The sequence below is a fragment of the Bradyrhizobium erythrophlei genome (assembly GCF_900129425.1).
In the GTDB taxonomy this organism is placed as follows: Bacteria; Pseudomonadota; Alphaproteobacteria; order Rhizobiales; family Xanthobacteraceae; genus Bradyrhizobium; species Bradyrhizobium erythrophlei_C.
On sequence record NZ_LT670817.1, the window covers coordinates 1,031,421 to 1,053,698 of the forward strand.

General features: G+C 55.3%; 22 protein-coding genes. 13 read left to right on the top strand and 9 right to left on the bottom strand.

Annotation, left to right across the window (positions count from 1 at the left end; translation table 11 throughout):
- Positions 1-25: 25 nt before the first annotated feature.
- Positions 26-613, bottom strand: coding sequence for a DoxX family protein (locus B5527_RS04970; protein ID WP_245332502.1), 588 nt, complete (start codon positions 611-613; stop codon positions 26-28).
- 28 nt (positions 614-641) lie between these two features.
- On the opposite strand from B5527_RS04970, the gene B5527_RS04975 reads away from it, so the two are divergent.
- From B5527_RS04975 to B5527_RS04985, 3 genes are read left to right on the top strand one after another with little or no spacing between them, the layout of a single operon-like run.
- Complete coding sequence (locus B5527_RS04975; protein WP_079600283.1) at positions 642-1,388, top strand: GntR family transcriptional regulator; 747 nt, start codon at positions 642-644, stop codon at positions 1,386-1,388.
- Between the two features lies 1 nt (position 1,389).
- Positions 1,390-2,253 (top strand): sulfite exporter TauE/SafE family protein, encoded by an 864-nt coding sequence (locus B5527_RS04980; protein ID WP_079600284.1) that lies wholly within the window; start codon positions 1,390-1,392, stop codon positions 2,251-2,253.
- Positions 2,250-2,597, top strand: coding sequence for a DUF1634 domain-containing protein (locus B5527_RS04985; RefSeq protein WP_079600286.1), 348 nt, complete (start codon positions 2,250-2,252; stop codon positions 2,595-2,597). Before B5527_RS04980 ends, B5527_RS04985 begins: the two co-directional genes overlap by 4 nt.
- A 329-nt stretch (positions 2,598-2,926) precedes the next feature.
- On the opposite strand, the gene B5527_RS43430 is transcribed toward B5527_RS04985, so the two are convergent.
- The gene (locus tag B5527_RS43430; RefSeq protein WP_154072015.1) at positions 2,927-3,175 is read right to left on the bottom strand and encodes a hypothetical protein; all 249 of its coding nucleotides are present in this window, start codon (positions 3,173-3,175) and stop codon (positions 2,927-2,929) included.
- Here B5527_RS43430 and B5527_RS43435 point away from each other — a divergent pair.
- The gene (locus B5527_RS43435) at positions 3,174-3,365 is read left to right on the top strand and encodes a hypothetical protein (protein ID WP_154072016.1); all 192 of its coding nucleotides are present in this window, start codon (positions 3,174-3,176) and stop codon (positions 3,363-3,365) included. The two genes, B5527_RS43430 and B5527_RS43435, sit on opposite strands and share 2 nt — an antisense overlap.
- 182 nt (positions 3,366-3,547) lie before the next feature.
- On the opposite strand, the gene B5527_RS04995 is transcribed toward B5527_RS43435, so the two are convergent.
- Positions 3,548-3,736: a hypothetical protein gene (locus B5527_RS04995; protein ID WP_154072017.1), complete on the bottom strand. Its 189-nt coding sequence runs from the start codon at positions 3,734-3,736 to the stop codon at positions 3,548-3,550.
- A 212-nt stretch (positions 3,737-3,948) separates the two neighbouring features.
- Between B5527_RS04995 and B5527_RS05000 the strand changes: the two genes are divergently transcribed.
- From B5527_RS05000 to B5527_RS05010, 4 genes are all read left to right on the top strand, one after another.
- Positions 3,949-5,328 carry a serine hydrolase domain-containing protein gene (locus B5527_RS05000; RefSeq protein ID WP_079600290.1) on the top strand — a complete coding sequence of 460 codons (1,380 nt, stop codon included), beginning with the start codon at positions 3,949-3,951 and terminating at the stop codon, positions 5,326-5,328.
- A 1,063-nt stretch (positions 5,329-6,391) separates the two neighbouring features.
- Entirely contained in the window at positions 6,392-6,760 is a 369-nt protein-coding gene (locus B5527_RS05005; RefSeq protein ID WP_172842484.1) for a BA14K family protein, read from the top strand.
- A gap of 841 nt (positions 6,761-7,601) precedes the next feature.
- On the top strand, positions 7,602-7,853 hold the full coding sequence (locus B5527_RS43440) for a hypothetical protein (RefSeq protein ID WP_154072018.1): 252 nt from the start codon (positions 7,602-7,604) through the stop codon (positions 7,851-7,853).
- A gap of 515 nt (positions 7,854-8,368) precedes the next feature.
- Positions 8,369-8,740, top strand: coding sequence for an H-NS family nucleoid-associated regulatory protein (locus B5527_RS05010; RefSeq protein ID WP_079600292.1), 372 nt, complete (start codon positions 8,369-8,371; stop codon positions 8,738-8,740).
- 240 nt (positions 8,741-8,980) lie between these two features.
- Here the strand turns inward: B5527_RS05010 and B5527_RS05015 are convergent, their stop codons facing one another.
- The 3 genes from B5527_RS05015 to B5527_RS45895 form a co-directional block, all read right to left on the bottom strand.
- Positions 8,981-10,480, bottom strand: coding sequence for a hypothetical protein (locus B5527_RS05015; protein WP_079600294.1), 1,500 nt, complete (start codon positions 10,478-10,480; stop codon positions 8,981-8,983).
- A gap of 180 nt (positions 10,481-10,660) precedes the next feature.
- Positions 10,661-10,975 carry a hypothetical protein gene (locus B5527_RS05020; RefSeq protein WP_079600295.1) on the bottom strand — a complete coding sequence of 105 codons (315 nt, stop codon included), beginning with the start codon at positions 10,973-10,975 and terminating at the stop codon, positions 10,661-10,663.
- A gap of 169 nt (positions 10,976-11,144) precedes the next feature.
- A complete protein-coding gene (locus B5527_RS45895) occupies positions 11,145-11,462 on the bottom strand; it encodes a hypothetical protein (RefSeq protein WP_154072019.1) in 318 nt (105 codons plus the stop codon).
- 444 nt (positions 11,463-11,906) lie between these two features.
- On the opposite strand from B5527_RS45895, the gene B5527_RS05025 reads away from it, so the two are divergent.
- From B5527_RS05025 to B5527_RS05050, 5 genes are all read left to right on the top strand, one after another.
- On the top strand, positions 11,907-13,319 hold the full coding sequence (locus B5527_RS05025; RefSeq protein ID WP_154072020.1) for a hypothetical protein: 1,413 nt from the start codon (positions 11,907-11,909) through the stop codon (positions 13,317-13,319).
- A 240-nt stretch (positions 13,320-13,559) separates the two neighbouring features.
- On the top strand, positions 13,560-14,768 hold the full coding sequence (locus B5527_RS05030; protein ID WP_154072021.1) for a calcium-binding protein: 1,209 nt from the start codon (positions 13,560-13,562) through the stop codon (positions 14,766-14,768).
- Positions 14,765-15,931 carry an acyltransferase family protein gene (locus tag B5527_RS05035; RefSeq protein WP_079600299.1) on the top strand — a complete coding sequence of 389 codons (1,167 nt, stop codon included), beginning with the start codon at positions 14,765-14,767 and terminating at the stop codon, positions 15,929-15,931. The genes B5527_RS05030 and B5527_RS05035 overlap by 4 nt, the downstream gene beginning before the upstream one ends.
- Before the next feature lie 371 nt (positions 15,932-16,302).
- On the top strand, positions 16,303-16,539 hold the full coding sequence (locus B5527_RS43450; RefSeq protein ID WP_154072022.1) for a hypothetical protein: 237 nt from the start codon (positions 16,303-16,305) through the stop codon (positions 16,537-16,539).
- Positions 16,540-18,271: 1,732 nt separating this feature from the next.
- Positions 18,272-19,468, top strand: a complete 1,197-nt coding sequence (locus B5527_RS05050) for a polysaccharide biosynthesis/export family protein (RefSeq protein ID WP_079600304.1) — start codon at positions 18,272-18,274, stop codon at positions 19,466-19,468.
- Positions 19,469-19,682: 214 nt separating this feature from the next.
- Here B5527_RS05050 and galE read toward each other — a convergent pair whose 3' ends face one another.
- The 3 genes from galE to B5527_RS05065 form a co-directional block, all read right to left on the bottom strand.
- The gene (galE, locus tag B5527_RS05055) at positions 19,683-20,660 is read right to left on the bottom strand and encodes a UDP-glucose 4-epimerase GalE (protein WP_079607079.1); all 978 of its coding nucleotides are present in this window, start codon (positions 20,658-20,660) and stop codon (positions 19,683-19,685) included.
- A 106-nt stretch (positions 20,661-20,766) separates the two neighbouring features.
- Positions 20,767-21,441 carry a sugar transferase gene (locus B5527_RS05060; protein WP_079600305.1) on the bottom strand — a complete coding sequence of 225 codons (675 nt, stop codon included), beginning with the start codon at positions 21,439-21,441 and terminating at the stop codon, positions 20,767-20,769.
- Between the two features lie 138 nt (positions 21,442-21,579).
- Positions 21,580-21,777, bottom strand: coding sequence for a hypothetical protein (locus tag B5527_RS05065; RefSeq protein ID WP_079600306.1), 198 nt, complete (start codon positions 21,775-21,777; stop codon positions 21,580-21,582).
- Positions 21,778-22,278: the final 501 nt, after the last annotated feature.

A 22,278-nucleotide genomic window follows, 5' to 3' on the forward strand; every position in this document is an offset into this window, starting at 1 on the left:
TGGAGGACGTGCCATTCGCGCGAGGTCAAGTCCGCCCACTCGGGCGCTTCGCCAGAAAGCGATCGATCGAAAGAGGTCCGGATCCTCCCAAGACGAGGGTCAACAGGCACGCGAGATAAAGAAGATCGGTTTCATAGCCCGGCGGCCCGAACTGTGCGCCGGCTGCCGTTATTGCCTGAAGCTTGATTGAGCTGAAGCCATAGGGCAGGTGCACGGTGAATATCGCGGTCAAAAGGACGATCGCCATCGGGATGCTGGCTAGCGGCACAAGTGCGCCAAGTAACACGGCCAATCCGCCCAGGATCTCCACCGTGATCGTGAGCCATCCCAGCAAATGAGGCGCGGGAAGGCCTATCGCCGACAAGATGGCAGGGAACGCATCGAAGCCCCGCGCCGCCTTGGCGAAGCCGTGTTCCATGAATCCGTATCCAACGATCAGGCGCAGGGGGATCGGAGCCCAGCGGGCGAGCGACGGCCGGGTGCTGGGGTAGAGAAGACGGTGCCACGTTCGCGGCCCTTCTTCATGATAACTCATTGATTCCATTTCCCTCACTCCGTTTTTATTTTGGAAAACCGTTGCATGGCGAGAATTTAACGCGAACTCCATTGACATCAAGACATCATGACGTCACGATGGCGTTATGTCACCTGTACCCCTCTACGAAACGGTCGAGGCCACTCTGGCGGCCGGCATCGCTAACGGCAGCCTGCCGCCCGAAACCCAGTTGCCGCCCGAAGAAGGTCTGACTGAACGGTTCAAAGTCAGTCGCACCACGGTGCGGAAGGCGATCCAGAATTTGATCGAGCGTGGCCTCGTCGAAGTGCGACGCGGAAAGGGGACTTTCGTCACCCAGCCGAAGATCACGCAGGAGCTGACCGAGTTGACCGGTTTCGTCGAGGACATGCAGGCGCTGGGGCGAAGCCCGACCGCCCGCTTGCTCGACAAGCGCATCGTCGCAGCCGACGAAGCCGTCGCCCGCCAACTTGCATTGGCACCCGGGACGCTGGTGGTCAGACTCCGGCGTGTTCGCCTGGCCGACGGCGTTGCCATGTCGTTCGACGAAACTTATTTGCCGCGCGACATAGGTGAGAAGATTGCGGACAACGACCTCGAGGCTGAGCCGGTCTTCGCGCTGCTGGAGGAGAAGTACAACACGCCTCTGGTCGAAGCTGAGTACAAGCTGGAAGCGACAGCGGCGGACGCTGTCGCTGCAGAGGCGCTTGAAGTGCCGACCGGCAGTCCGATCTTCCTCGTCGAGCGCACGTCCTACACGACAGGCAATCGGCCCGTCGACTATGAGCGGTTACACTATCGCGGCGATCTGATCCGGTTCGTGACGCGGCTTGCCCGACGCACCAGGACCTCAACCCAAACCAAAGAAGCCTGACATGGATGCCGGTTCCGGATCGTGGCTGTTCGTCATGTCCGTCGGCGCGAGCGCGCTGGGCGGGATGCTCGGCATGGCCAGCGGCATCTTCATCGTGCCGATCCTTACCCTGTTTGGCGGCGTGGACCTGCGCACTGCCATCGGCGCAAGCATCGTCTCAGTGATCGCCTGCTCCTGCGGCAGCGCGGCATCCTTCCTTGACGGGGGACTCACCAACGTTCGCCTCGCCATCGTGCTGGAGACCACCACGACGCTCGGGGCTCTCACGGGCGTGTGCTTCGTCGGGTTCGTCCCGGTGTCCTTCCTTTACGGCCTCTTCGCCGTCGTGTTGCTGGTGTCGGCGCATCAGATGCTCGCCCGGCGCGGCGATCCGGTCGACATCGGCATTGCCGACACACCCGGCAATTGGGCGGACACACTTCGACTGCACGCGAGCTATCCCGACCATATGCTCGGCCGCAGCGTCACCTACCGGGTACGACAGCTGCCCCTGGGAATGTTCCTGATGTACGGCGCCGGTGTTATCTCGGCGCTGCTTGGGATCGGCAGCGGCGTGCTCAAGATCCCCGCGATGGACACCGCCCTCCGCCTGCCGATCAAGGTGTCCTCGGCAACCTCCAACTTCATGATCGGCGTGACCGCGGCGGCCAGCGCGGGGGCGTACTTCATCCGAGGTTCCATCGTTCCCGCCGTTGCGGGTCCCGTCGCCTTGGGGTCGGTTCTGGGATCAGTCGTTGGAGCCCGTATCCTGATGCGAATCTCAAATGAAAGAGTCAGAGCCCTGTTTGTTGTTGTGCTCATAGCCCTTGCGGCGCAGATGCTGCTCTCTGCCTTCCACATCGAGTTGTTCGGAAAGGCCGCATGATCATGGACGACAAGGCCGTGGACGAAGCTCGCAGGATGGAGTGGCTCGTTTCGCGGCAGCTCAAATACGGTATCTGGCTTGCGTCGAGCGTGACTGCGCTCGGGATGATCGTTGCCCTGTTTGGCCGATCCCTCGTCCCGCATGGGCACACCATGACGCTGGGCACGAGCATCGTCATGAAGGGCATCGCACTGATCATCCTGCTGCCGATCTTGCGTGTTGTCTTGATGCTGATCATGTTCTTGCGCGAGCGTGACTATCTCTTTGGGATGATTTCCGGCATCGTGCTCGTAACGATTGGCGTAAGCGTAGTTGCCGGGCTGTACGCACCGGCGATTCACTGAGGCCTTGGTGGACGCCGGGGAAATCCCGGGTTTTCTCGAGCACAGCTTAAGCCGGGCAGCAAAGGGGCCTCTAAGCGGAATGCCCGATATCTGCAACCGGCGAAACGCGGTGGGCCCGCCAGGACTCGAACCTGCAACCAGACCGTGAGTGACCGCCAGACCACAAGGCGCACTTCGCGCCCGTCTCTGCATTCAAAACTTCCGTTCCCGGCGGCTGGGCTTGAGCGCGGAAAGCCCGACCATAATTGGGCCCGTCTTCAGGCCCATCAAAACGGCCCTGTCGACCAGCACAGTCCTGCGCCGTCGGCGACAGTTGGAGTTTGATCATGCTAAATGACCGAGAGAATATCCTGAGGGCGCTCCGCGAGAAGCCGCTCAAAGTCTATGAGATCATGAAACGCGCCAATGTCGTGAATGAGGAAGCCTGCCAGTCCCTCCTGTTGAAAATGCGAGGCGAAGGTCTGGTAAAGTTCGATATTCACAAAGGACGATGGCTCATCGGATAGACCCGGCGAAGAGATGGCGATTACGCCAATCGATTGAACGCTGACAACAACAATGGTCGGAACAGCACCCATGACCGGCGATCAATCCAGAGGACTCAAAGTCGGCGACCGTGTTTGTTGGGGAGCCACGACAACGGATCTGGGCACGGTTATCGCAACGTCCTGGAGTGAAGTCACCATTTCTTGGGATGACGGAGATGCAAGTTCAGTCTCGCACAACGATATGGTGAAGGTTGAACGGGTGCCTATGAAACCGATGTGAGCGACTGTTCCGGCAAGGGTCGAACTGAATCGACGGGCACGGGCGTGGTGTGAGGTTGCAAGATGAACTATTCAAAAGTGAACGCCGAATAACGCCGCTATATCGCGCAACACGATGGTTCACAGCAACGCTCGCCCGGGCTTAAAGATCGCTGGGCCCGGACGAGGAAAGGGAGCGCCGGTTCACGCCGGCGGGTTTTGTTTGCTTGCCCTAATACCGCGGACCGCCGACTTGCGCGTTGCGCGGTTGGCGGCGCTATCTTCGGCAATCAGTTTCAAAGCCGAAGCTTCGTCGCTACAAGAAGCGATGCTTAGCCGATCAGCGTACACGATCCACTGATGGCCAATTTCCTTGACCGAATATTCTGTCATTTCGAGGCCTACCACTGTGAGACCCCCAGCCAGAATTGGCATTTACACCTGACTGGCCTTACCGTTCGGTTAACTGGCAAAGGAAAGCCGTCAGCACTCGCGCCCCGCATGCGGGCTCCTCTTGGCCAATCCGCTGTTTTGATAATCCAGGTAATGGACGCAACGGGTCAACACGGCACTCATTTCTGACACTTCGAGGCGAGACAAACCTGATGTTGCGGAAACTGATCTGGCTCTTGTCGGTCCTTGTTATCTCGGCGGCTGTGTTTATAGGCGTCGGCCTCGATCGCGCGTTTCGTGTGGTCACCGGTCTTGTGGCGCATGACATCTGCTCAAAAACGTTCATATCAGGTTTCGACCCACAAATTGTTTTTGCGGAAACCATCGAACGTCAAGGCGTTCGTCGGCTGAAGTGGGCACTGAACTATGAGGTCGACAGTTCCAACAAAGTGGTTCGGGCGTCGTTAGCGGGTTGGGCAGTGAGCCGCGCGGCCTTTCATGATGGACTTGGCTGCATCATTTTGCACGGCTCTGCTGAACCGCTTCTGCCCAAGTCCAGTATTGCCGAGTTGAAGGTAGCAACGCCGTTGCTGGCGGAAATCGGAGGCCCAACTGCCGTTGAAACGTCCAACCTCAAACTTGAAGCCGCGCTCGATCACGCCTTTGAGGAGCCCGCGGCGCCGCCCTATCGACGAACCAAGGCAGTTGTTGTTGTGCTGGATGGGGCCATCGTTGCTGAGCGCTATGCCCCTAATGTCGGCATCGATACGCCACTGCTCGGGTTCTCCATGACCAAATCTGTGGTCAATGCACTGGTCGGAATTCTGGTCGAACAGGGCCGGCTTTCCGTCGCGGAGCCAGCACCGATCGCAGAATGGCGCAACGACACCAATCCGCGTCGCGACATTACGATCGAACATCTGATGCGCATGACGAGCGGCCTCGCATTGGATGAAGATAAACTCGGCTTCGACGCTTCCAGCCAGATGGTCTATTTGCACAACGACATGGCGGCATACGCAGCACGCGCGACCGTCGTCGCCCCGCCGGCTACCCGGTTTGCTTACAGCAGTCCAAGCGTTCAACTGCTGGCGCGGATAATTCGTGACAGTGTCGGCGGTCCTGAGCAGACCTTGGAATTTGCGTGGCGTGAACTCTTCAACCCACTTGGAATGCGAGACGTTACTCTGGAATTCGACGCAACTGGCACGCTTCAAGGTTCATCCTATATGTTTGCAAGCGCGAGAGATTGGGCGCGGTTCGGGTTGCTCTATCTGTACGACGGTGTGGTTGGCGGCCGCCGCATCTTGCCGAATGGCTGGGTCGAGTTTTCGGCGAGAGCGACACTTGATACCGATTATGGCGCCGGCTTCTGGACCAATCGCAGCCATAACCAGCAAGCCGTTAATCGAGTCAGCTGGGGCATGCCGCGGGACGCATTTTTTGCCCTGGGGAATCTTGGCCAGATAATTGTCATCTTGCCATCTCAGCAGCTCGTCATCGTTCGCCTTGGCGACTCCGTCGATCCGCTCGGAGAAATGCGCGGCTTGGCGCGATTGGTGCGCGAAGTCATTTCCGCGACCCCGCGTTAGTCGTCGGTGAAGGCGGTCGCTGCTCAGTAGGGCACAGAAATTGCGCTTGTGGTCTCAATCGATGGCGCACACGTCAAAATCGGGCCGTATCGGTAGACATGGCGTCGAAAGAACGGCTCCCAATTTGCAACAGGAAAATGGAGTCTAAAGGGCGGCCAAGGATAAAGGTAAGTAAGCGGTGGTGGACCAATGCTGCAGCTGGCCTCACTCACCAAATAATCGTCGTATTCCGCAACGTGCCGGTAACGCCGGGCTTCCGCAGAATTCATCGTCGCTACCGCAGTCGTCCCAAGCACTACCGATGCGGTCAATATCAGCTTTAAGTTTTGCATGAGGTCCCTCGACTCCTGACGAGTGGATGGTGCCATGAAATTGTACGTCGAATTGGCAGGTTTGGGAATATGGCTCCGACAGTTCAATCGAGCTTTTCGCAATCCCGGGCGAACGCAAGGGGTCCAACCAGTAATCCGAGACTATTGCGCGGCATCCAAACGGTGGCCAGGGGAGAGCGGGGACCATTGCCGTACCCACAATGCCCCGAGAGATCCGCGTCACGACATAACCACCGCCCTGAGCCGCAGCAGAGGTCTGGGTGTCAGAGGCGAGCAGATATGATCTCCTGCTCCTTCGCCGCAAATGCGGGATGACCTCTCACGGTCCTTCTTCACTCGATGTTGCCTATGTGGTAGCATGCCCAATCATCTAGCGGGTAAAACCTATAATGGGCGCCCGCTGGACTGGCGAACGCTAACATTGCTCCCAAGATCGCGCCAAAATACTGCCGCGTAGATCATCCAGGGTTCGAGCGGCGGAATCAACCTGAAGTAAAGTAATGGGCTGCCAGTACGTACCGCTGAACACATCACGTTGGTTGATATCGTGCAGTTCTTCTTTTCGATTGGCAATTTGGAGCAATTCCTGACGGTCGGAACTCTCGATGAAACATTGATTTAGAGAAACCATGAAGCATCTGTCGGTTTTCCTTCTCACGGTCACGAGTAGCGCCGCTCTCGCTCAGACAACCGGTACGGTGAATCCGAGCCGCGCTCCCGCGGAGCCTTCAGTGAAGGAAGATGTCCCGCCCGGCGCCTGTATGCCGATCGGGCTGACCGCTTCTGGAGAAATCGTTTTCCCGATTCAATGCAAGGAGTTTATCGAACGCCAACGCGGAAAGGCGGTGGAGCAGAAACCCGCTGCAGAAGGGGCGCCCGCGCAGGCCGCAAAGCAGCCGGATAGCGCGCCTCCACCGGAGAGCAAACCGGTTGCTCAACCCGTCGAAGCACTTCCACTGCCGAAGAAGCGCGTTGAGCAGGAGCCGGGCGAGCGCGCCAAGAGCCCAGAGGATGGCCACCGCTGCCTCCACTATCGGAGCTACAATGCAGAATCCGGAACTTACACGGGCTTTGACGGACAGCGCCATTCCTGCCCCTAAGTTCAAGTCGGCACTTGGGACATATGTCAGACTAATCCGGCAGAGGCGTGACGGCTCTAGCATTGAAGCGCGGCAGGCGGCGGAATGCGACCGTGCTAATCGACGAGGCCGCCGTCGGCGCAAAAACGGACCGGCCATACTGGCCAAATTAATCGCTTCCTGAAAACCGGTGACACTCTTGTCGTTAAGAGGACCTAGCAAAGTACACCATTGATCTGCTGCTGCTTCCTAAAGGCCATTACAGACCAAAGCGTCAGTCCGATCCCTCGGGGAGAATGGACAGACACCACGACAACTGCCGGTCGGCTGATGTGACCATCTTGGGCGGCTTTCCGGAATTCGAACGCGAATTCATCAAGGCCTAAACAGCGCAGTGTCGCGACCGCGTCCATGGGCGTGGAGTTCGGATGGGGGCGTAAGCAAAAGCGGACGCCGCACCTGCAAGGGGAAGTCAGGATGCGTAAGGCAAAGGGCGGTTGGTTCGAGAGTTCGGCAGTTCGTATGGAGTTTCGCCGACCAAGATCAGCCGCGCCAGATAGGCACGGAGGATAGCCATCCTGCCGTTTGAATTATTAAGAAGTTCGCGTTCAACTACTAGCAAACGAGCCTGGGTCGCTGGACGTCAAGGTTGCAAATTAACTCTGTCGTGGACCTGACGGATGACGGAATCCACCACCGGGGTGCCTTCCGCAGGCCCATATTGTGCTGAAGGCACATTGCCGCATACGGATATTTCCTCTGGTGATCGTCTCCGTATTGTCGCAAAGTTACGTGAACATCAGTTCATTCTGGAGAAGTGGGGGCCGAATTATATCTTTCCGTTCAGAGTAAGGATTAGAAAATGGGCTCGCAATTTACTTTTGGGAATGAAAGTGGAGAAGATATCTACACCCGCGCACAGATTAAGGGTGAAATTTGCCGGCATGAGTTGTCCCTTCGCAAGATCGATGAAGAGCGCCAGCAGCTCGCGGAAGGACTGGCAAAAAACGATTTTCTGCGGCGACTGATCATTCGCCGACGTCGCGAAGCCTGGCTGTCGGTTGACCGGACCAAATGGCGCAATCGGGCGTCCAGGTCCATGGCCCTCCGTTAGCGAAGGGCGACTAACCAGACATATCGTTTTTCCGGTTGAGTTTCTCCAACTACGTTGCGGTAAATCCCGGGAAAAGGGACCGGATTTCGAAGCCGCGGTGGTTTTCAAAACCGTATCGCGAGGTCATCTCGGCAACAGTTGTTGTGCGACTTGGATTGCTCAATTCCTTGGCCGCAAGTCACGACGCGTCGAATGGCCGGCTAACATGTCCATCGTCGTGATGAACCCTTTCATTGAACTCTTCGGTCAACGGGCGCAGCGACCCGGATTCTGTCCAAACGGACAATTGCAGCTCCGCGGGGAGGGTAAACGCACCGCAACATCAGCAATCTGTCATTTCTCGGCGCGAATCGGAGGCCCAATTCAATGGTGAGGAGAAGTTCAGAATTTTGTTAACAGTGCGAAAAAATGCTCAAACGACAATCAGAAGCATTGAAAACGGAAGGTTTAATGGTTTACATGAGAAAGGGCGCTGAGCGGCCAATTTTGGTATTGGCACAAATCCTGGAACTGTGATGAAGTTGAGCAAGTACCATCTAACCTCGTTGTCCGCGGACGAATTGTGGGCTCTCCACGAACAGGTAGGGGCAATTCTGTCAGAAAGGATCTCTTCGGAGAAACGCGAGCTAGAAGAGCGCCTTGCCAAACTGAACGGCAGTTTGAATGCTGATCGAGCGAAGAACAAAAACGAAAATTCGTCGCCCAGTGAACGCCGTGCGGTCCGCCGGAACTATCCCCCGGTCGTTCCTAAATTCCGAAACCCCTCGGACCCGTCAGAGACTTGGGCCGGTCGCGGTAAGCAGCCTCGGTGGATGGTGGCGCAGCTCAAGGCAGGCAAGAAAATGGATGATTTCTTGATCGATCGTTCGAAGCGCAGGCGGGGGTAGGACGACGATTTTTGAAGGCGCTGGTGGGCGGCCGTCGGTTGATCCAAAATTCATAATCCGGGTGCCTTGGCATTCTCGAGTGCTCGAAACGAGCGACCGACGAGGGGTCTCGCGCCGAGGTTGCCCTGATGCCTTGCGAATAACGTGCCGCCGCACCGCATTGCCAAGTGCAAGAAGATCCAGCTTCCCTTGTGATCAATTAGTGCGGTGCATCCGCTCAGGCGATCTTGGTATTGAGGTCTATTCAGGCCGATAAAACTCGCGCCGGAGCTGCGATGATATGTGCAGGTCCGATCGAGGTCGTGTTTTTAAGTCATCGGGGCGCCGCTCGCGATTGCCGGCTTTCTGGGCCGAACTCAGATCGATCTCAGAAAAGCTGCCGTCCCAAGGAGCCGCGTCGCTGCTGATATTCCTGAGAGCTAGCTGACGCGCCATGAACGCATCAACTAGCTCCCTTGGGACATCACTCGTTCCGCCCTGCCCAAAGGTCACCACCGGTGGTAGTTCCGGATGCATAAGAGTATGCGCCATGCCGTACGCCGGCCAAACCGGAGGGTGACTCAAATTTGGCAACCCGAATTTCGTGGGCTCAGCACAAAAACTACAGCTCTCGACGCTCACGAACCCTGAGTATTGTGACAGCTCTTTGTCTAGCCGCAGTTGATATCGAAATGCATCCAAACTTGCAGCAATGCTGACGCCATAGAACCCCGCTAGAAACGTTATCGCCAGATCACGTAACGGCCTCTCTCCGAACCAATCGAAGAATCGGGACGGCCATTCAACAAGGTCGCGATTAAGAATGATCGGTAATGAAGCGATCAACGCCACAATGCCGGCGCTGTAAATGCGGGATGGATAAGCGTACTGAAATTCCCGCGTACGAAGGCCAATCAATTCCGGTACGATTAAAATGCAAAGCGGAACAGCGAACGCAACAAGAGGAGCGGCGGTCCGGAGAACAAAGTTTTCTCCAATAAGCTTCAAGTAGATCGCCCCCACCAATAGTGCCGCAATAAAGATTCCGCTTATTGCAAACACGAACCAATGAAACGCGTCGTGACCCGGACGCGTGGTCTCGCCATAATGACAAATTATTTGAAACGGCAGGGCGAGGACAAGGATTGCAACTAGCGCAAGCTCCTTGGACGAGACCCTTTTGGATCGCCGGCCGGTATAGACGCCAATTGCCAGCACAATGTTTGACAGCGCGACAATTTCGTAGCTCGCCAGAAGTAAAAATCCAATAAAGAGCCGCCGGAACGCTTGAGGATCTCGCTCAGCGTCAAGGGAATATACGACGAAAATCGTTGTAAGACCCAATGCAAAAAGGAGCTCCGTTGCGGCGAAATTGGAAAGAAAGATCGTGGCGGAAATAAACAATGTGACCAGCAGGCTCTTAGTGGGAGCATTCAACCTGGAATTTATAATAATAATCGCCGGAAGCGCTATCTGACAGTAGGTAACAACTCCGTACGCGAAGGTTGCAAGCTGAATCTGTGAAGGAAAGAAGAGACCGATCAGCCGAACCGGGGCAGTCGTCCACAGTACGGCAAAAAAGCGTCTCGGCGTTTCTTGGTCCTGTGGATACCACAATGGATCGAGAAACGACTGCACGACAGAGCTTGCTCCGTCCATAAAAAATTGACGACCAGCAATCGCACTGACAATAAGTACCAAAGTGATAGTCACACTGTGCGCAGCGGCACCGTCCTTCGTGAGCCATGTACGCAAATGCATGGTGGAACTCGTTTTTTACAACAGAAATTCTGAAAATAGCCTTCGAGAACGATTTATTGATTTGGCCCCGAATAGCGTATTGATTTTAAATGATAATTAATATTATTTGTTAAATCAAGCTCATCATTAAAATGGCTCGTTTTAATTCTGTGAGGTTCTCGCCTGTCTAAGCTGTTGTTCTTAGGCTGTTCTTGCTAAAAAAGATCGGATGCCACTTAAAACGCCAATTAATTTGCCCGCCAGAGCAAGCCCCCAGGCAGGTATCGCAAAGAACGCCCGGTCTGTGGTCAAGGTGAGATCGACCGGACTGTTCGCCACCGATCCGGTGCTGCGGAAGCTGGGGAAAGCCAACACCTTTAAGACTGGCCACTCCTGGTTGCGCTGGCCGGTTTTGAGAATCCGGGCACTTCTTTCAACCCGCTGCTCGGCCGCGGCTGTTACGACAGCATGGTCTCGGCGCTTGCGGTTCGCGAAATGCTCGATTGTGCGCCGCATTGCGCGGATGAGGCTAATGCGGCACCGTGAATACTGTGGTGGAGCATTCGTGGTTCTGCAGAAGAGCGCAAGGTTGCAAGCCGACCGGTCCACGATCTCGTCACCGCCAATGGCGCGAGTCACGATTGAGGGGGGCGGCTTGGGGACCTGGCGATGGAGTCATGGCCATTCACGGCCGGCGCTTCCTTCGGAATAAAACGACCACAAGAAAAATTGCGACAATCGCTGCTATCAAAGCCCCCATGCGAATTTCCTCGCGGGAGAAGCCGACATTGACATGAAAAAAATGACGCAGCACGGCCGCGGTTATTCCCGCCACCACAACAAACGCAAGAAAGTGCCTCATCCTAGAACTGATTGGATCCATGCCGGGAACAGTCTCCCTTCCAACCTCACGACTGCCGACTTCGACGATGTACGGACGCTCGGTCCTCTCCTCGCCTGCCCGCCATTTTAGCGCGCCGCGAGAGCGCGCGAAAGCGGCCAAGACGCGCGTGTCGCCTTGTTTTGGCGCCTAGCGCAGTCAAGCGCCCATCTTTGGCAGATCGATGAGGACAAGACGGCCGGCCATCCATGCACTTGAGTAAATGGCGGGTAGGGCGGCCGGCGTCATGGGCGCTAGATTGATCTCGTTTCTGGGCCGATTTACGAACCCAGAAGGATGAGCTCTCAACAGCGCCTAACGATCTCGCCGGAATGGATCGCTTCATTTCCATTGCTTCGGCTCCGGTACGGTTTTTCTTCTCGAATTATACCAATAAATCGTCTATTTTGGGCTCAGAAAATGTCCCCCTTGCTCTAACGGCGGCGCAGCGAGGAAATAACCGGCCGACATTTTTTGACGTTTCTGGTCATTTTGCGGAATGTCGTTCCTGCGCATCAACAAGGGTGAACAAGTGGCGAATGGGTCCAACCGTAGTCGAGCGGTGCTATGACAATCCAGGCGGTTGGAGTTCTTGCTCTTGCGATAGGTTTGGCCGGCTTTTTTTTCGACGCATCGTTCATTTTGTATGCTTTCTTTTGCGCGACGCTCTTGGGGTCAGCCGCGGCGTTTGTCCTGACTTCGCTGGGCGGGACTAACATATCGCCAGCTCATCTTCTTCTTGGATTTCTTGCCGTAAAATTGATTGCCGACCGTCTTGTTCTTCAGAGAATCGCCGAGGGCATTGCCCCAGGCCGGCCCGGCTTCTGGTTGCTCTTGACCGTTGTCTACAGCGCGATTTCGGCATTTTTCCTGCCGAGATTGTTTGCGGGTGAGACGTTCGTCATCGCGGTCCGCGCCGTAGACTCTTTCAATTTTCCGCTCGCACCAACGATGGCGAACTTGACCCAGTCGATCTATTTGATCGCAGACTTCATCTGCTTCATCCTGATTTACGGCTATGCCAGGGATACAACGGGAAGATTGACTGTAGGAAATGCCGCGGTTTGTTGCGTGATCCTTAACCTGATTTTTGCCGGGCTCGATCTCGCGACTTACGCGACGGGTACAACCGAGTTGCTGGCATTTATCCGCAATGCCAATTATGCGTTGCTTTCCGAAACCGAACTGGCCGGCTCCAAGAGAATAGTTGGTTCCTTTATTGAAGCGTCCGCATTCGGAGCGGCGACGCTGGGTTATTTCGCATTTGCAACGAAGCTATGGTTATTGGGCGTGCGCCCGCGACTGATGTTCACACTGTCCCTGCTATCGCTCTGCGCGCTTATCTTCTCAACCTCGTCGACCGCCACTGTAGGGCTCGCCGCGATGTTGTTGTTCAGTTATTCTGAGATACTTTTTGTTGTGATGCGTCGGCCGCTGACTTCGCAGATGTTTTTCTTCCTGATCGGCGCCCCGATCGTATTCGCGATCCTTGGCTGCGCCATAGCATTGAACGAAGAAGCTTCGGCCTATGTTTATAACCTTCTGGACACCACGGTGTTCAGCAAACTGTCGAGCTCTTCCGGAGAGGAACGATCCTCATGGAACGTCCAGGCTTGGCAGGTTTTCGTCGACACGTTCGGTTTTGGAGCAGGTAACGGAAGTATGCGCACGTCAAGTTTTCCGCTCGCGGTCATCGCCAATCTCGGCGTCATTGGCGCGGGATTATTTGCCTTATTTTTCGCAGGCATATTTTTTGGCGGAAACAACACTGGAGCGCACGACTCGCTGGAGGGTGCGTATCGACAAGCTGCCAAGTCAGCCTGCATTGCTTGGCTGATTACAGCGACTATCTCGGGTTCCTTGACCGATCTGGGGATGCCTTTCTTTGCCTTCGCCGCAATTGCCTGGAAGGATTCCGCCAGTGCTGGTTTTGTGAGAAGCCAGGTCGTTCGGGGCCGACGAATTCTTCGGTCGTCTTAAATTCGGTAGTCTTAAAAAGAACGAGTTATCTTATATGCTTATTTGTGTCAGCCTTCTTATAAGCGGCTAAGCCGCTGCGCGGGGAAGGACTGTTAAAAAAGCTGCGCACGGATGAGGTTCCATAAAGCAATGCGTATAGTTGCTATCCTTGCCGTCGTGATCGGAGCCGTGGTTATTCCCATGCGAATACCGAAGGCGTACGGTCAAGTGAGGTCCATATCGACGTCGCAATTGGTCCAGATGATCGGCGTCAACGTACACATGCGTTACACCGACGGCGCGTACGCGAACCCGACAAATGTCTTGCAGGCCCTGAGGTTCCTTGGCGTCAGTCACGTACGTGACCTCATGCCGGGCACCGGGGCTCCGGCAGACATGCAAGCGCGCGATGCGCTGAGACGTATGGTCTTTGCAGGGATAAAGCTTGACCTGATTTTTTCCGGCAGCTGGCGTCCAGCAGAGGCTGTGGAGCTGGTCCGCAACCTTGAGAAGGCGGTACCTGGCTCGGTAGCGTCCGTCGAAGGCTATAACGAAATCAACAATTTTCCCGTGACGTTTGAGGATCAAAGCGGGCTCGCAGCAGCTGCGGCCGGTCAAAAGGCGCTGTACCAATCCTTCAAAGGAAGTCTGGACGTTAGACATATCCCGGTCATCGACATGACGGGGTTCGAGATGCTTAAGGATCCAAAAGTCACGTACGGGTCGTCGTTGGAGGGATATGCTGACGTGATGAATGTGCATGCCTATGCGCAAAATGGGCAGCAGCCGTCGATCTGGATCAATCCTGAAAAAATCGAAGCGTATAAATCGCTTCAACAGGTTCTTCCGAAAGTCATTACGGAATTTGGTTATTCGACGATGCCTCAAAGTGGATGGTTAGTCATCGGTGTCGACGAGCGCACGCAAGCGAAAGGCCTGCTAAATGGCTTGTTTGATGCGGCACGATCCGGCTATGACAAACTCTATTTTTACGAGCTGCTGGATCAGAAGCCGGACCCGGCGTCGAAGCAACTGGAATTCCATTTCGGCCTGTTCACATTTGAAAATCGGCCCAAAGTGGCGGCCCAGGCGATCAGAAATCTTGTGCAAGTTCTCGGAGGGAGAGAAGGCGGGTCCGCCGCCGAACCCAACCGTCCGGAACCCAATGGATCTTTTCATTTGGACGTTCAAAAACCGGAGCGCGGTGACCAATTTTTTACGTTGGGGTTGATGAAATCCGATGGCACTCAAGTGGCCGCAGTTTGGCGGGAGACCATGTTTTGGGATCGTGACACAGGGCAGCCGCTCGAAGCCGACGGGATCACTGCGACGCTGACATTCGACAAGCCTTGCGAATCCGTCAAGGTTTACGACGTTCTCCGGTCTTCCGAGCCAACCGCGGTTTCCACCGGTGGTGCGGTTTCGGTGGTGATCGGAGATCACGTCCAATTGGTCGAGTGTGTTAATTGAAGACCGAACGAATTTACTCGATCGACTCGTTACGCGCCCTTGCGATGACGATGGTCATCGCACAGCATTGCAAACTGCTTCCATTTGGATGGACCGGGGTTTGGCTGTTCTACGTCATTTCAGGATTTGTCATCTCTCGAAACCTCATTGCGGAAAAAGCCACTTTTAAGCCAGCCCCGCTTTTCCACTATCTTTCTTTCGTGCTCAGACGAATCTTCCGGATCGTCCCGCCGTATGCCGCGTACATTCTTATTTGCCTATTGGTCATTCGGCTGCTGGGCTACCCGGAGCAGTATCGGGAGCTGCCCTATCTGGCCACGTTCACTTATAACTGGAGGATGATCTTTAGCGTTGAGCCGCAATTCTCAGCCTTTGGTCATCTTTGGACCATAAGCGTCGAGGAGCAGTTTTACGTTCTCTTTCCAATTCTGATTTTGCTGGTGAACCGCGACCGCGCTATCTTTGGGTTAATTGCAATCTGCCTCCTCGTTCCCGTCTTGAGAAATGTGATGGCCTGGCAGATGGCGGCGCATGGATGGGATGCCGCACGCATCGCATTCGGAGTGTACGCCTCTTCCTTTGGGCAGTTCGACGCCTTTGCGATGGGCGCTTTGCTCGCCCATTTCGAACCGGCGATTCGGCGCCATCCCCAGTTTGCTACGAAATCGGCGTGGCTAGCCCTCGTTATGGCTACGGTCTACGTCGCAACGTATATCGTCATTAATATCAGGCTCGGAGCCCATGGCATTGACGCAATCCGAAATATTGTCTCCGGCGTGCTATACGGCGAGAAGAGAGAGGTCTTCGTCTACATCGTGATGAATTCCTGCGCTGCCGCCACCTTGGCCGGTGCGATCGCCGGATGGAGGGTGTTCAGTCTGATTGAACATCCTTTTGTGGTTGCCGTCGGACAGGTTTCCTACGGCGGCTATTTACTGCACGCACTCGTTTTGCTTTTGATGGGTGAGGCGATTGATTCGTTTTTCGAATCACAGGCGCTCCAGATTCGGATCGTTTTCTTTCTTGTCGCCTGGTGCTGCACGGTCGGGATAGCCTGGCTCTCTTATATCACGTGGGAGCGTAAGCTGATCCGTTATGGGCATAAGGTCAGCCAGCGGATCATGCTGAGGGCAAACGGACGTCCGGTCGGCGTTTCAGTCTGATCGCCACCTTGTGTCTCCTGTTGCACGCTCACTGAGCCATCGACAAGTCTATTGCGCTGTTGGTGCTTTTGCGGAGAGGAGGGGGGTTATGAGTGTCTCTGGAAAAATAAGTCAAATCGCCGGTCTGGCGACTTACCCGACAAACCCGATGTGGAGCGCGCCTAACGCGATGGTCGCCCGAAAGTCTCATCGCGTCGCCGGCGTTTATGGGCGATTTGGCGTGTCCCTAACTTCGTTTGAACCAACGCGCCTGTTTGGCAAGTTTATGTAGGGAACTCGTACGAAATAAATCGGCTACACCTAATTTCGGCATCGTGGGTGTGCGGCTCGCCGCTATTGTGCTATACGGTCGATTGAATGAGAGGCTTAACATGAAATTTATGGCGGTAGTCTTCTTCCTTGGGTCTGTCACGGGCGCGGCTGCCCAATACGGTGTTTCAAACGCGCGAGATGGTAATGGAAATCTTATCCGAGATCGCGGCGTGAATTCGACAAGAACTTTTGATCAGCCGCCCGTCAACAACATCAACAATATCAACAATTCTGTTAATCGGAATGTGCCCGCCGCTGCGCCGACCAGGGGCGTCGCAAAGGGCGTAAGTAAATAATGAGCGACGGAAGCGCATCAAGCAGCGTCGTGCTCTACATCCAGGCTCGGCGTGGCTTTTCCCAATAAGGAACGATCGTCGCGATCAAGCCTTCTAGCCGCACACTAGAACAGGACGGCGTCGATAACCCTGGGGGGTTTCAACGCGCCGCATTTGGATGCAGCCGGGGTAGACCGCCAAACTGTAATGGAAAGGTGGCAGATCGAAATATCCATGGATCGGACAGAGAAAGGCGAGGTCGGGACCACATAGCGTCATGGGAAATGGTCGTCCGCGGGCTGAGGCCTCTGTTAGCGTGCTGCCCAATGCCGTTCCAACCAGAGCGGCGACCAAAGCGATGTTGGATGCAGATGACATTTCATGACCATTGAAATTGATTATTTAAACCGGCGCCGTAGCAGTCCTCAATACTAACGCGATTGGGGTACCTCGCCAAGATGCTTGGATCCAGTGTGACAGAATCCCGAGCAACTGCACTTAGAAATCTCCGACTTCGCCCGAACCAAGCTCAAAAACGACCTGTCCCGGGCCAATGAGCCAAGAGGAAGGGCTTACTGGGCGCGTTGGAAACCGCGATTCGGGGCGTTGGAAGGTTTCCGTGAGTTCTCTGATCGATTCGAACTGCTGAAGGCACCAGCGCACGTTGCATCGCACCATCAATCAAGTGGGGGTCCCAAAATATGGCCCGCAACCGATAGAAATCCGTTTCGGGCCGCCATTTGGGGTGCCGACCGACCAGCCGGTTGCCGATGGCGCCGGCCATTGTGCCATTTGCCGTCGGAGGGCCGCTGGCGGGCCGGGTGGCCCGCTGCAGCGATCTGGGCTCGGGCACGATGTTCGCGTCGTTGCACGCGGAAGTTGACTTCCGACGTCAGGGGGCGGACCTTTTCCCCCTGACGGGGGTGCTCCAAAAATTCTTCCCGCTGGCCGGTACTTTTTACCGTTGCGGGCGAGGTGGTCGATCACAATGCCTGAACTGACGCTGCGAATGGAAACTTCTTACTAAAATTGCCAAAAACAGTGGGATTGCAGCCCTTTTATCAGAAAAGCGGACGCCAATTCCACCTGCCACTCATGGCCCACCGTAAAAGAATTCCCGAAAAGTAACCCAGCTGGAGGATTGTTTGAGCTGCTGCGATCGCAAGCAGTGTGGTGAGAAAGTGCCATCCCTGCAGAACTGCAAAAATCCCTGAACCAATAAGCAAAAGCACCACGATAGGTAGCAATACCTTAAGCCGAAATCTGAGGCCCACCACGAACCCCATTATCGCCAGCGTAATCGCTGCGTATCCCATTCCGAAACGCCTTCCGGCCTTTGGCCCGCCAATCGAATCAGGGCAAAAACAAAGCGAAACTGTAAAAAAACAGGTTAACAGGAACTCCGAGACCAGAACAGATCGCGGCACCTTTGGGCATTCTGGGCCTTTTTAGGGCTCTTTAGGGCTCTTTAGGGGCTTTGCGAGGCAAAGCGGGCGCCCAGAACTGTAAATGGTGTGTTGGAGATGCCACAACCCGCGTGATTCGGATTTGGCGGCCCAAACTGGCTATTTGAACGTGGCCGGCTCGTCTGTAAGGTCTAGCTATCGATGAGGGCAGCAGCTGAATTAACGGCAAATCAATCGTAACAAATTAATCGTAATTGGACCAATTCAACGGATGGGGGCGGATTTGGTGTTACCCAAACGAGCCGTTTCGGGCGGATGGATCGCAACGACTATCGGGGCGCTCTGAAATGCTGAATCGTCTTCCGGCGCTCTCTGCCATCACTCTGGCTGGTTTCCTGCCAGCCTGCGGCCTGTTTCCAGGAACCGGTCCGACCAGCGACGCTGTCAACGGCTATGCAACCGCCGGGATAAGATCCACGGCATCCCTACCGTACGCGTTGGTGGACATCAGCTCAGATACCATCGGCTTCTTGTCGCAGCCCAATCTGATAACTTTTGCGGGGACGTTCCCCGATAAGCGCGCAAAGCCGACCCAGGTCGTGGGCGTCGGTGACATCTTGAACATATCGATTTTTGAAGCGGCCCCGGGCGGACTGTTCACACCGGGAACTGCCTCGGGAGCGCGCCCTGGCAACTTCGTCGATTTGCCGCCGCAGGCCGTGGATCAGAAGGGTAGCGTCTACGTCCCTTACGCTGGAGAGGTTCCCGCTGCCGCGCGAACAATTCCCGAAATTCAAGAGGCCGTCGTGGCTCGGCTGCGAAATCGCGCGATCGAGCCACAGGTTGTGATTAGCCTCAATCAGCAGCATGCGAGTGTTGTGAGCGTCTTGGGAGATGTGAACGCGCCCGGCGTGTTACCGCTTAACAGCGTTGGCGAGCGGTTGCTCGCGCTGGTGGCGCGCGCCGGCGGCCCCAAATTCCAGGCCATCGAGAGCTACGTCACACTCCAACGGAACGGCAAGGAGGCGAGGGTCCTGCTGAGCCGCATTGTACACGATCCGCGCGAAAATATTTTCATTCGGCCGAATGACGTTATTTTCATCAATCATGAAGCCCCGACCTTCACGGCGCTAGGGGCGTTGAATCAAAACATATTCGGATTTAATTCGGAAATACCCTTCGATGTTGAGACGCTTACGCTGTCTCAAGCGATAGGCAAAGCAGGCGGACTTTCCGACGTTCAGTCAGACCCTGGCGAAATTTACGTCTACCGATTTGAAGATCGCCATTTCCTTGAGAAACTCGGCGTCGACACCAGGAGATTCATTCTCGATAAAATACCGACGATTTACCGCATCAACTTGCGCGATCCGTCGGGACTCCTGCTGTCATCTGCCTTCCAGATGCGGACCAAGGACGTGCTGTATATCGCCAACGCCAAGGTCGTCGACTACTATAAGCTGTTGACGTTGATCAACAACACGACAGCTACCGTGAGGAACGTGAACTCCGGCGTCCATGAAATTGCAGCACCGCTCAACTAACCATCTCTGGGCCGGCTGATCCGCGACAATCGACCGCAAGATCGCCGGCCATTAGTCCATCGAGGCGGCGTTTGCGGCGCTACTGCCGTCGGTCACAACTTCAGAGGCGTCCTCCGCCTAGCTGATTTGTGCCTCCTCCGGATCGCGATCGCCGGAGTTAAAAGCAGTTTAAACCCGTAAGAGGACGGAGGTTGTTGGGGAACGAGCGCGTGACTTATTCTGACGCAACTCGCGCGTGCCAGTTCCATGCGGTCCTGATGATGGACTCGAGATCATAACGCGGCGACCAATCAATTATGTGTTTGGCCAAGGTATTGTCTGCGACAAGTGCAGGCGAGTCGCCGTCCCGACGCTGGCCATATTCAACGCGGAAATCGCGGCCTGAGACGCGCTGGATCGCCGAAAGCAGTTCTTTTACGGTCGTCCCATGGCCGGTTCCCAAATTCAAAGCGACGCTGTCACCGCCGCTCAAAAGATGTTCGACCGCGCGAGTATGGGCATCGGCCAAGTCCAGGACATGGACGAAGTCACGGATACAGGATCCGTCGCGGGTTCTGTAGTCGGATCCCATGACCTGGAAATGCGACCGCTTGCCTAGCGCAGTCTCAATCGCGAGTGGAATTGCGTGGGTTTCCGGTAAATGCCGCTCGCCGATCCTTCCTTCAGGGTCGGCACCCGCGGCATTGAAGTAGCGCAGAATGACGGATCGAACGCCGCGATAGCGATCCAAGTCCTGTAGGATCTGCTCGACGATCAGCTTGCTCCGACCGTATGGATTAATTGGCAACTGAGGATGGCCCTCACCCATCGGCATGGAAACGGGAATACCGTAGGTGGCGCAGCTCGACGAAAAGACGATCTTGTCCACGCCGGCAGCCTGCGCGGCCAATAGGAGAGAGATCGTCCCGGATACGTTGTTGTCGTAGAAGCCTGCGGGGTCTTGAACGGATTCGCCGATCTCGATCGCTGCGGCAAAATGAATAATCGCGGCCGGTCGATATTTCCTGATCACATCGTCCAGTTTAGGGAGGTCCCGGATATCTCCCGTTTCCAAAGGCCCCCATTTCACAAAATCCGCATGGCCGTTCGAAAGGTTATCATAGGTTACGGGGATAAAACCCTTATTGAAGAGATCAAGACACGTATGGGATCCGACGTAACCAGCCCCTCCGGCAACAAGAATGTTTGTCATCAATCTCCAGTCCCACATCCGTTTGGAGCACGCCTAACTTTGCGTCCTCACCTGGAAAAGCCGCAAGGGGGCGCCATAGGATATTTTGAAAGATTGTATGAAGGCGCTAATAAGCGTTGTCGGAATCCAGCAGTGCCGGAATCGTGACGATAATGATCTTCGCGTCCAGCAGCATCGACCAGTTGCGGGCATAGAATGTATCACATGCGACACGCTTGCTGTAGGTGGTTCCGCTGCGGCCGCTGACTTGCCAAAGCCCGGTGATGCCGGGTCGACAGGCCAAGTAAGCATCAACGCCGGTGGAGTATCTCACCAGCTCCTCAGGAGTGACCGGACGCGGCCCAACTATGCTCATATCGCCCCTGAGTACGTTGAACAGTTGGGGAAGTTCATCGAGACTGGTCTTGCGAAGAATCGAACCTATTGCAGTGACCCTGGGATCAAATTGTAGTTTCCGGGTAGCAGCCCATTCGGCCTGCGCCTCAGGGTTCGAAGCCAGGTAATCGCGAAGACACTTTTCGGAATCCGCGACCATTGTGCGGAACTTGAAACAGTCGAATTGTTTGCCGCCAAATCCAACGCGCTTATGACGGAAGACAGCGGGGCCGGACGAGCTGAGGGCGCAAGTTATAAAACAAAGCAACAACAGGGGAACCAGCACGATGATGCCAGAAATCGCTAAAATGATATCTACGACCCTCTTGCTTGAAAGCCCCACGGGAAGGGGGGTGTTTGTAGTCGCGAAACTCAAACTTTTACGGGATTCAGCAAAACCGACCATGTCGCACTCCAGAACAGAATAATAGCAATGCGGCCCGGTTATTTAATTCGTGGTTTAGCTATTAAAGCCGCACTGCACAAAATGCGCAAGAGCCTTTTTAAAACAATCTATGATTTAATTTTAATTACTACTAAGCCCTTACGACTGCTCTGAAATTTCGCCGGCGCCCGCTCTTGCGGCAGCTTTCACACGATATTGGTCTAGGATTCGCGCATTAGATTTGTGGGGGTGGATGGCGGTTTGATTAAAATGAAAAATTCCGCGGGCCAAAATTAACAGATTCCGCAGTTCCATTTTAAAATGGCCGCCTGTGCGCGTGCCGAAGAACAGCGCCATGGGTCTTCTCCCGCAATGCCGCCAATTCGGCAGATTTTTGGCGGAACGTCGATCGAAATCGTTCCGCCGGGTTTGCGGAATCCGCTGAAAGTCATCCGGTCAGCGCCCAGCACCGTCGCCGCCGATGAAAACAAGAAACCCATGGCCGGTTGAAACAATGTCTCCTGGTTCAAGACCGGGGTCGTTTGATGGCAAGTTGACCCGTTAGTTCGCCGTTTTCGAGGTTGGACTGGATCGAATGGATCGCGCGGGATCGCGCCTGAGCCACAAATTCCTCTGGTCGATGTCGTGCATCCTCGTTGACGCCATTGTTGTGGGGTCAGAGTGGCATCAGAAAGATCCGACGGATATTGCTGGAATTCCGGTTGCGACTCTTCCGCGAAGCCTCTCGCGGGCGCCCCCGCTAGGCAGCCCAACCCGAGGAGGAGGGGAATGATAGTTTGCGAAAGCAATACTTTCTCCGGGGCGGATCGAACAATAAACCAGCTTTCGGCTGTCCCC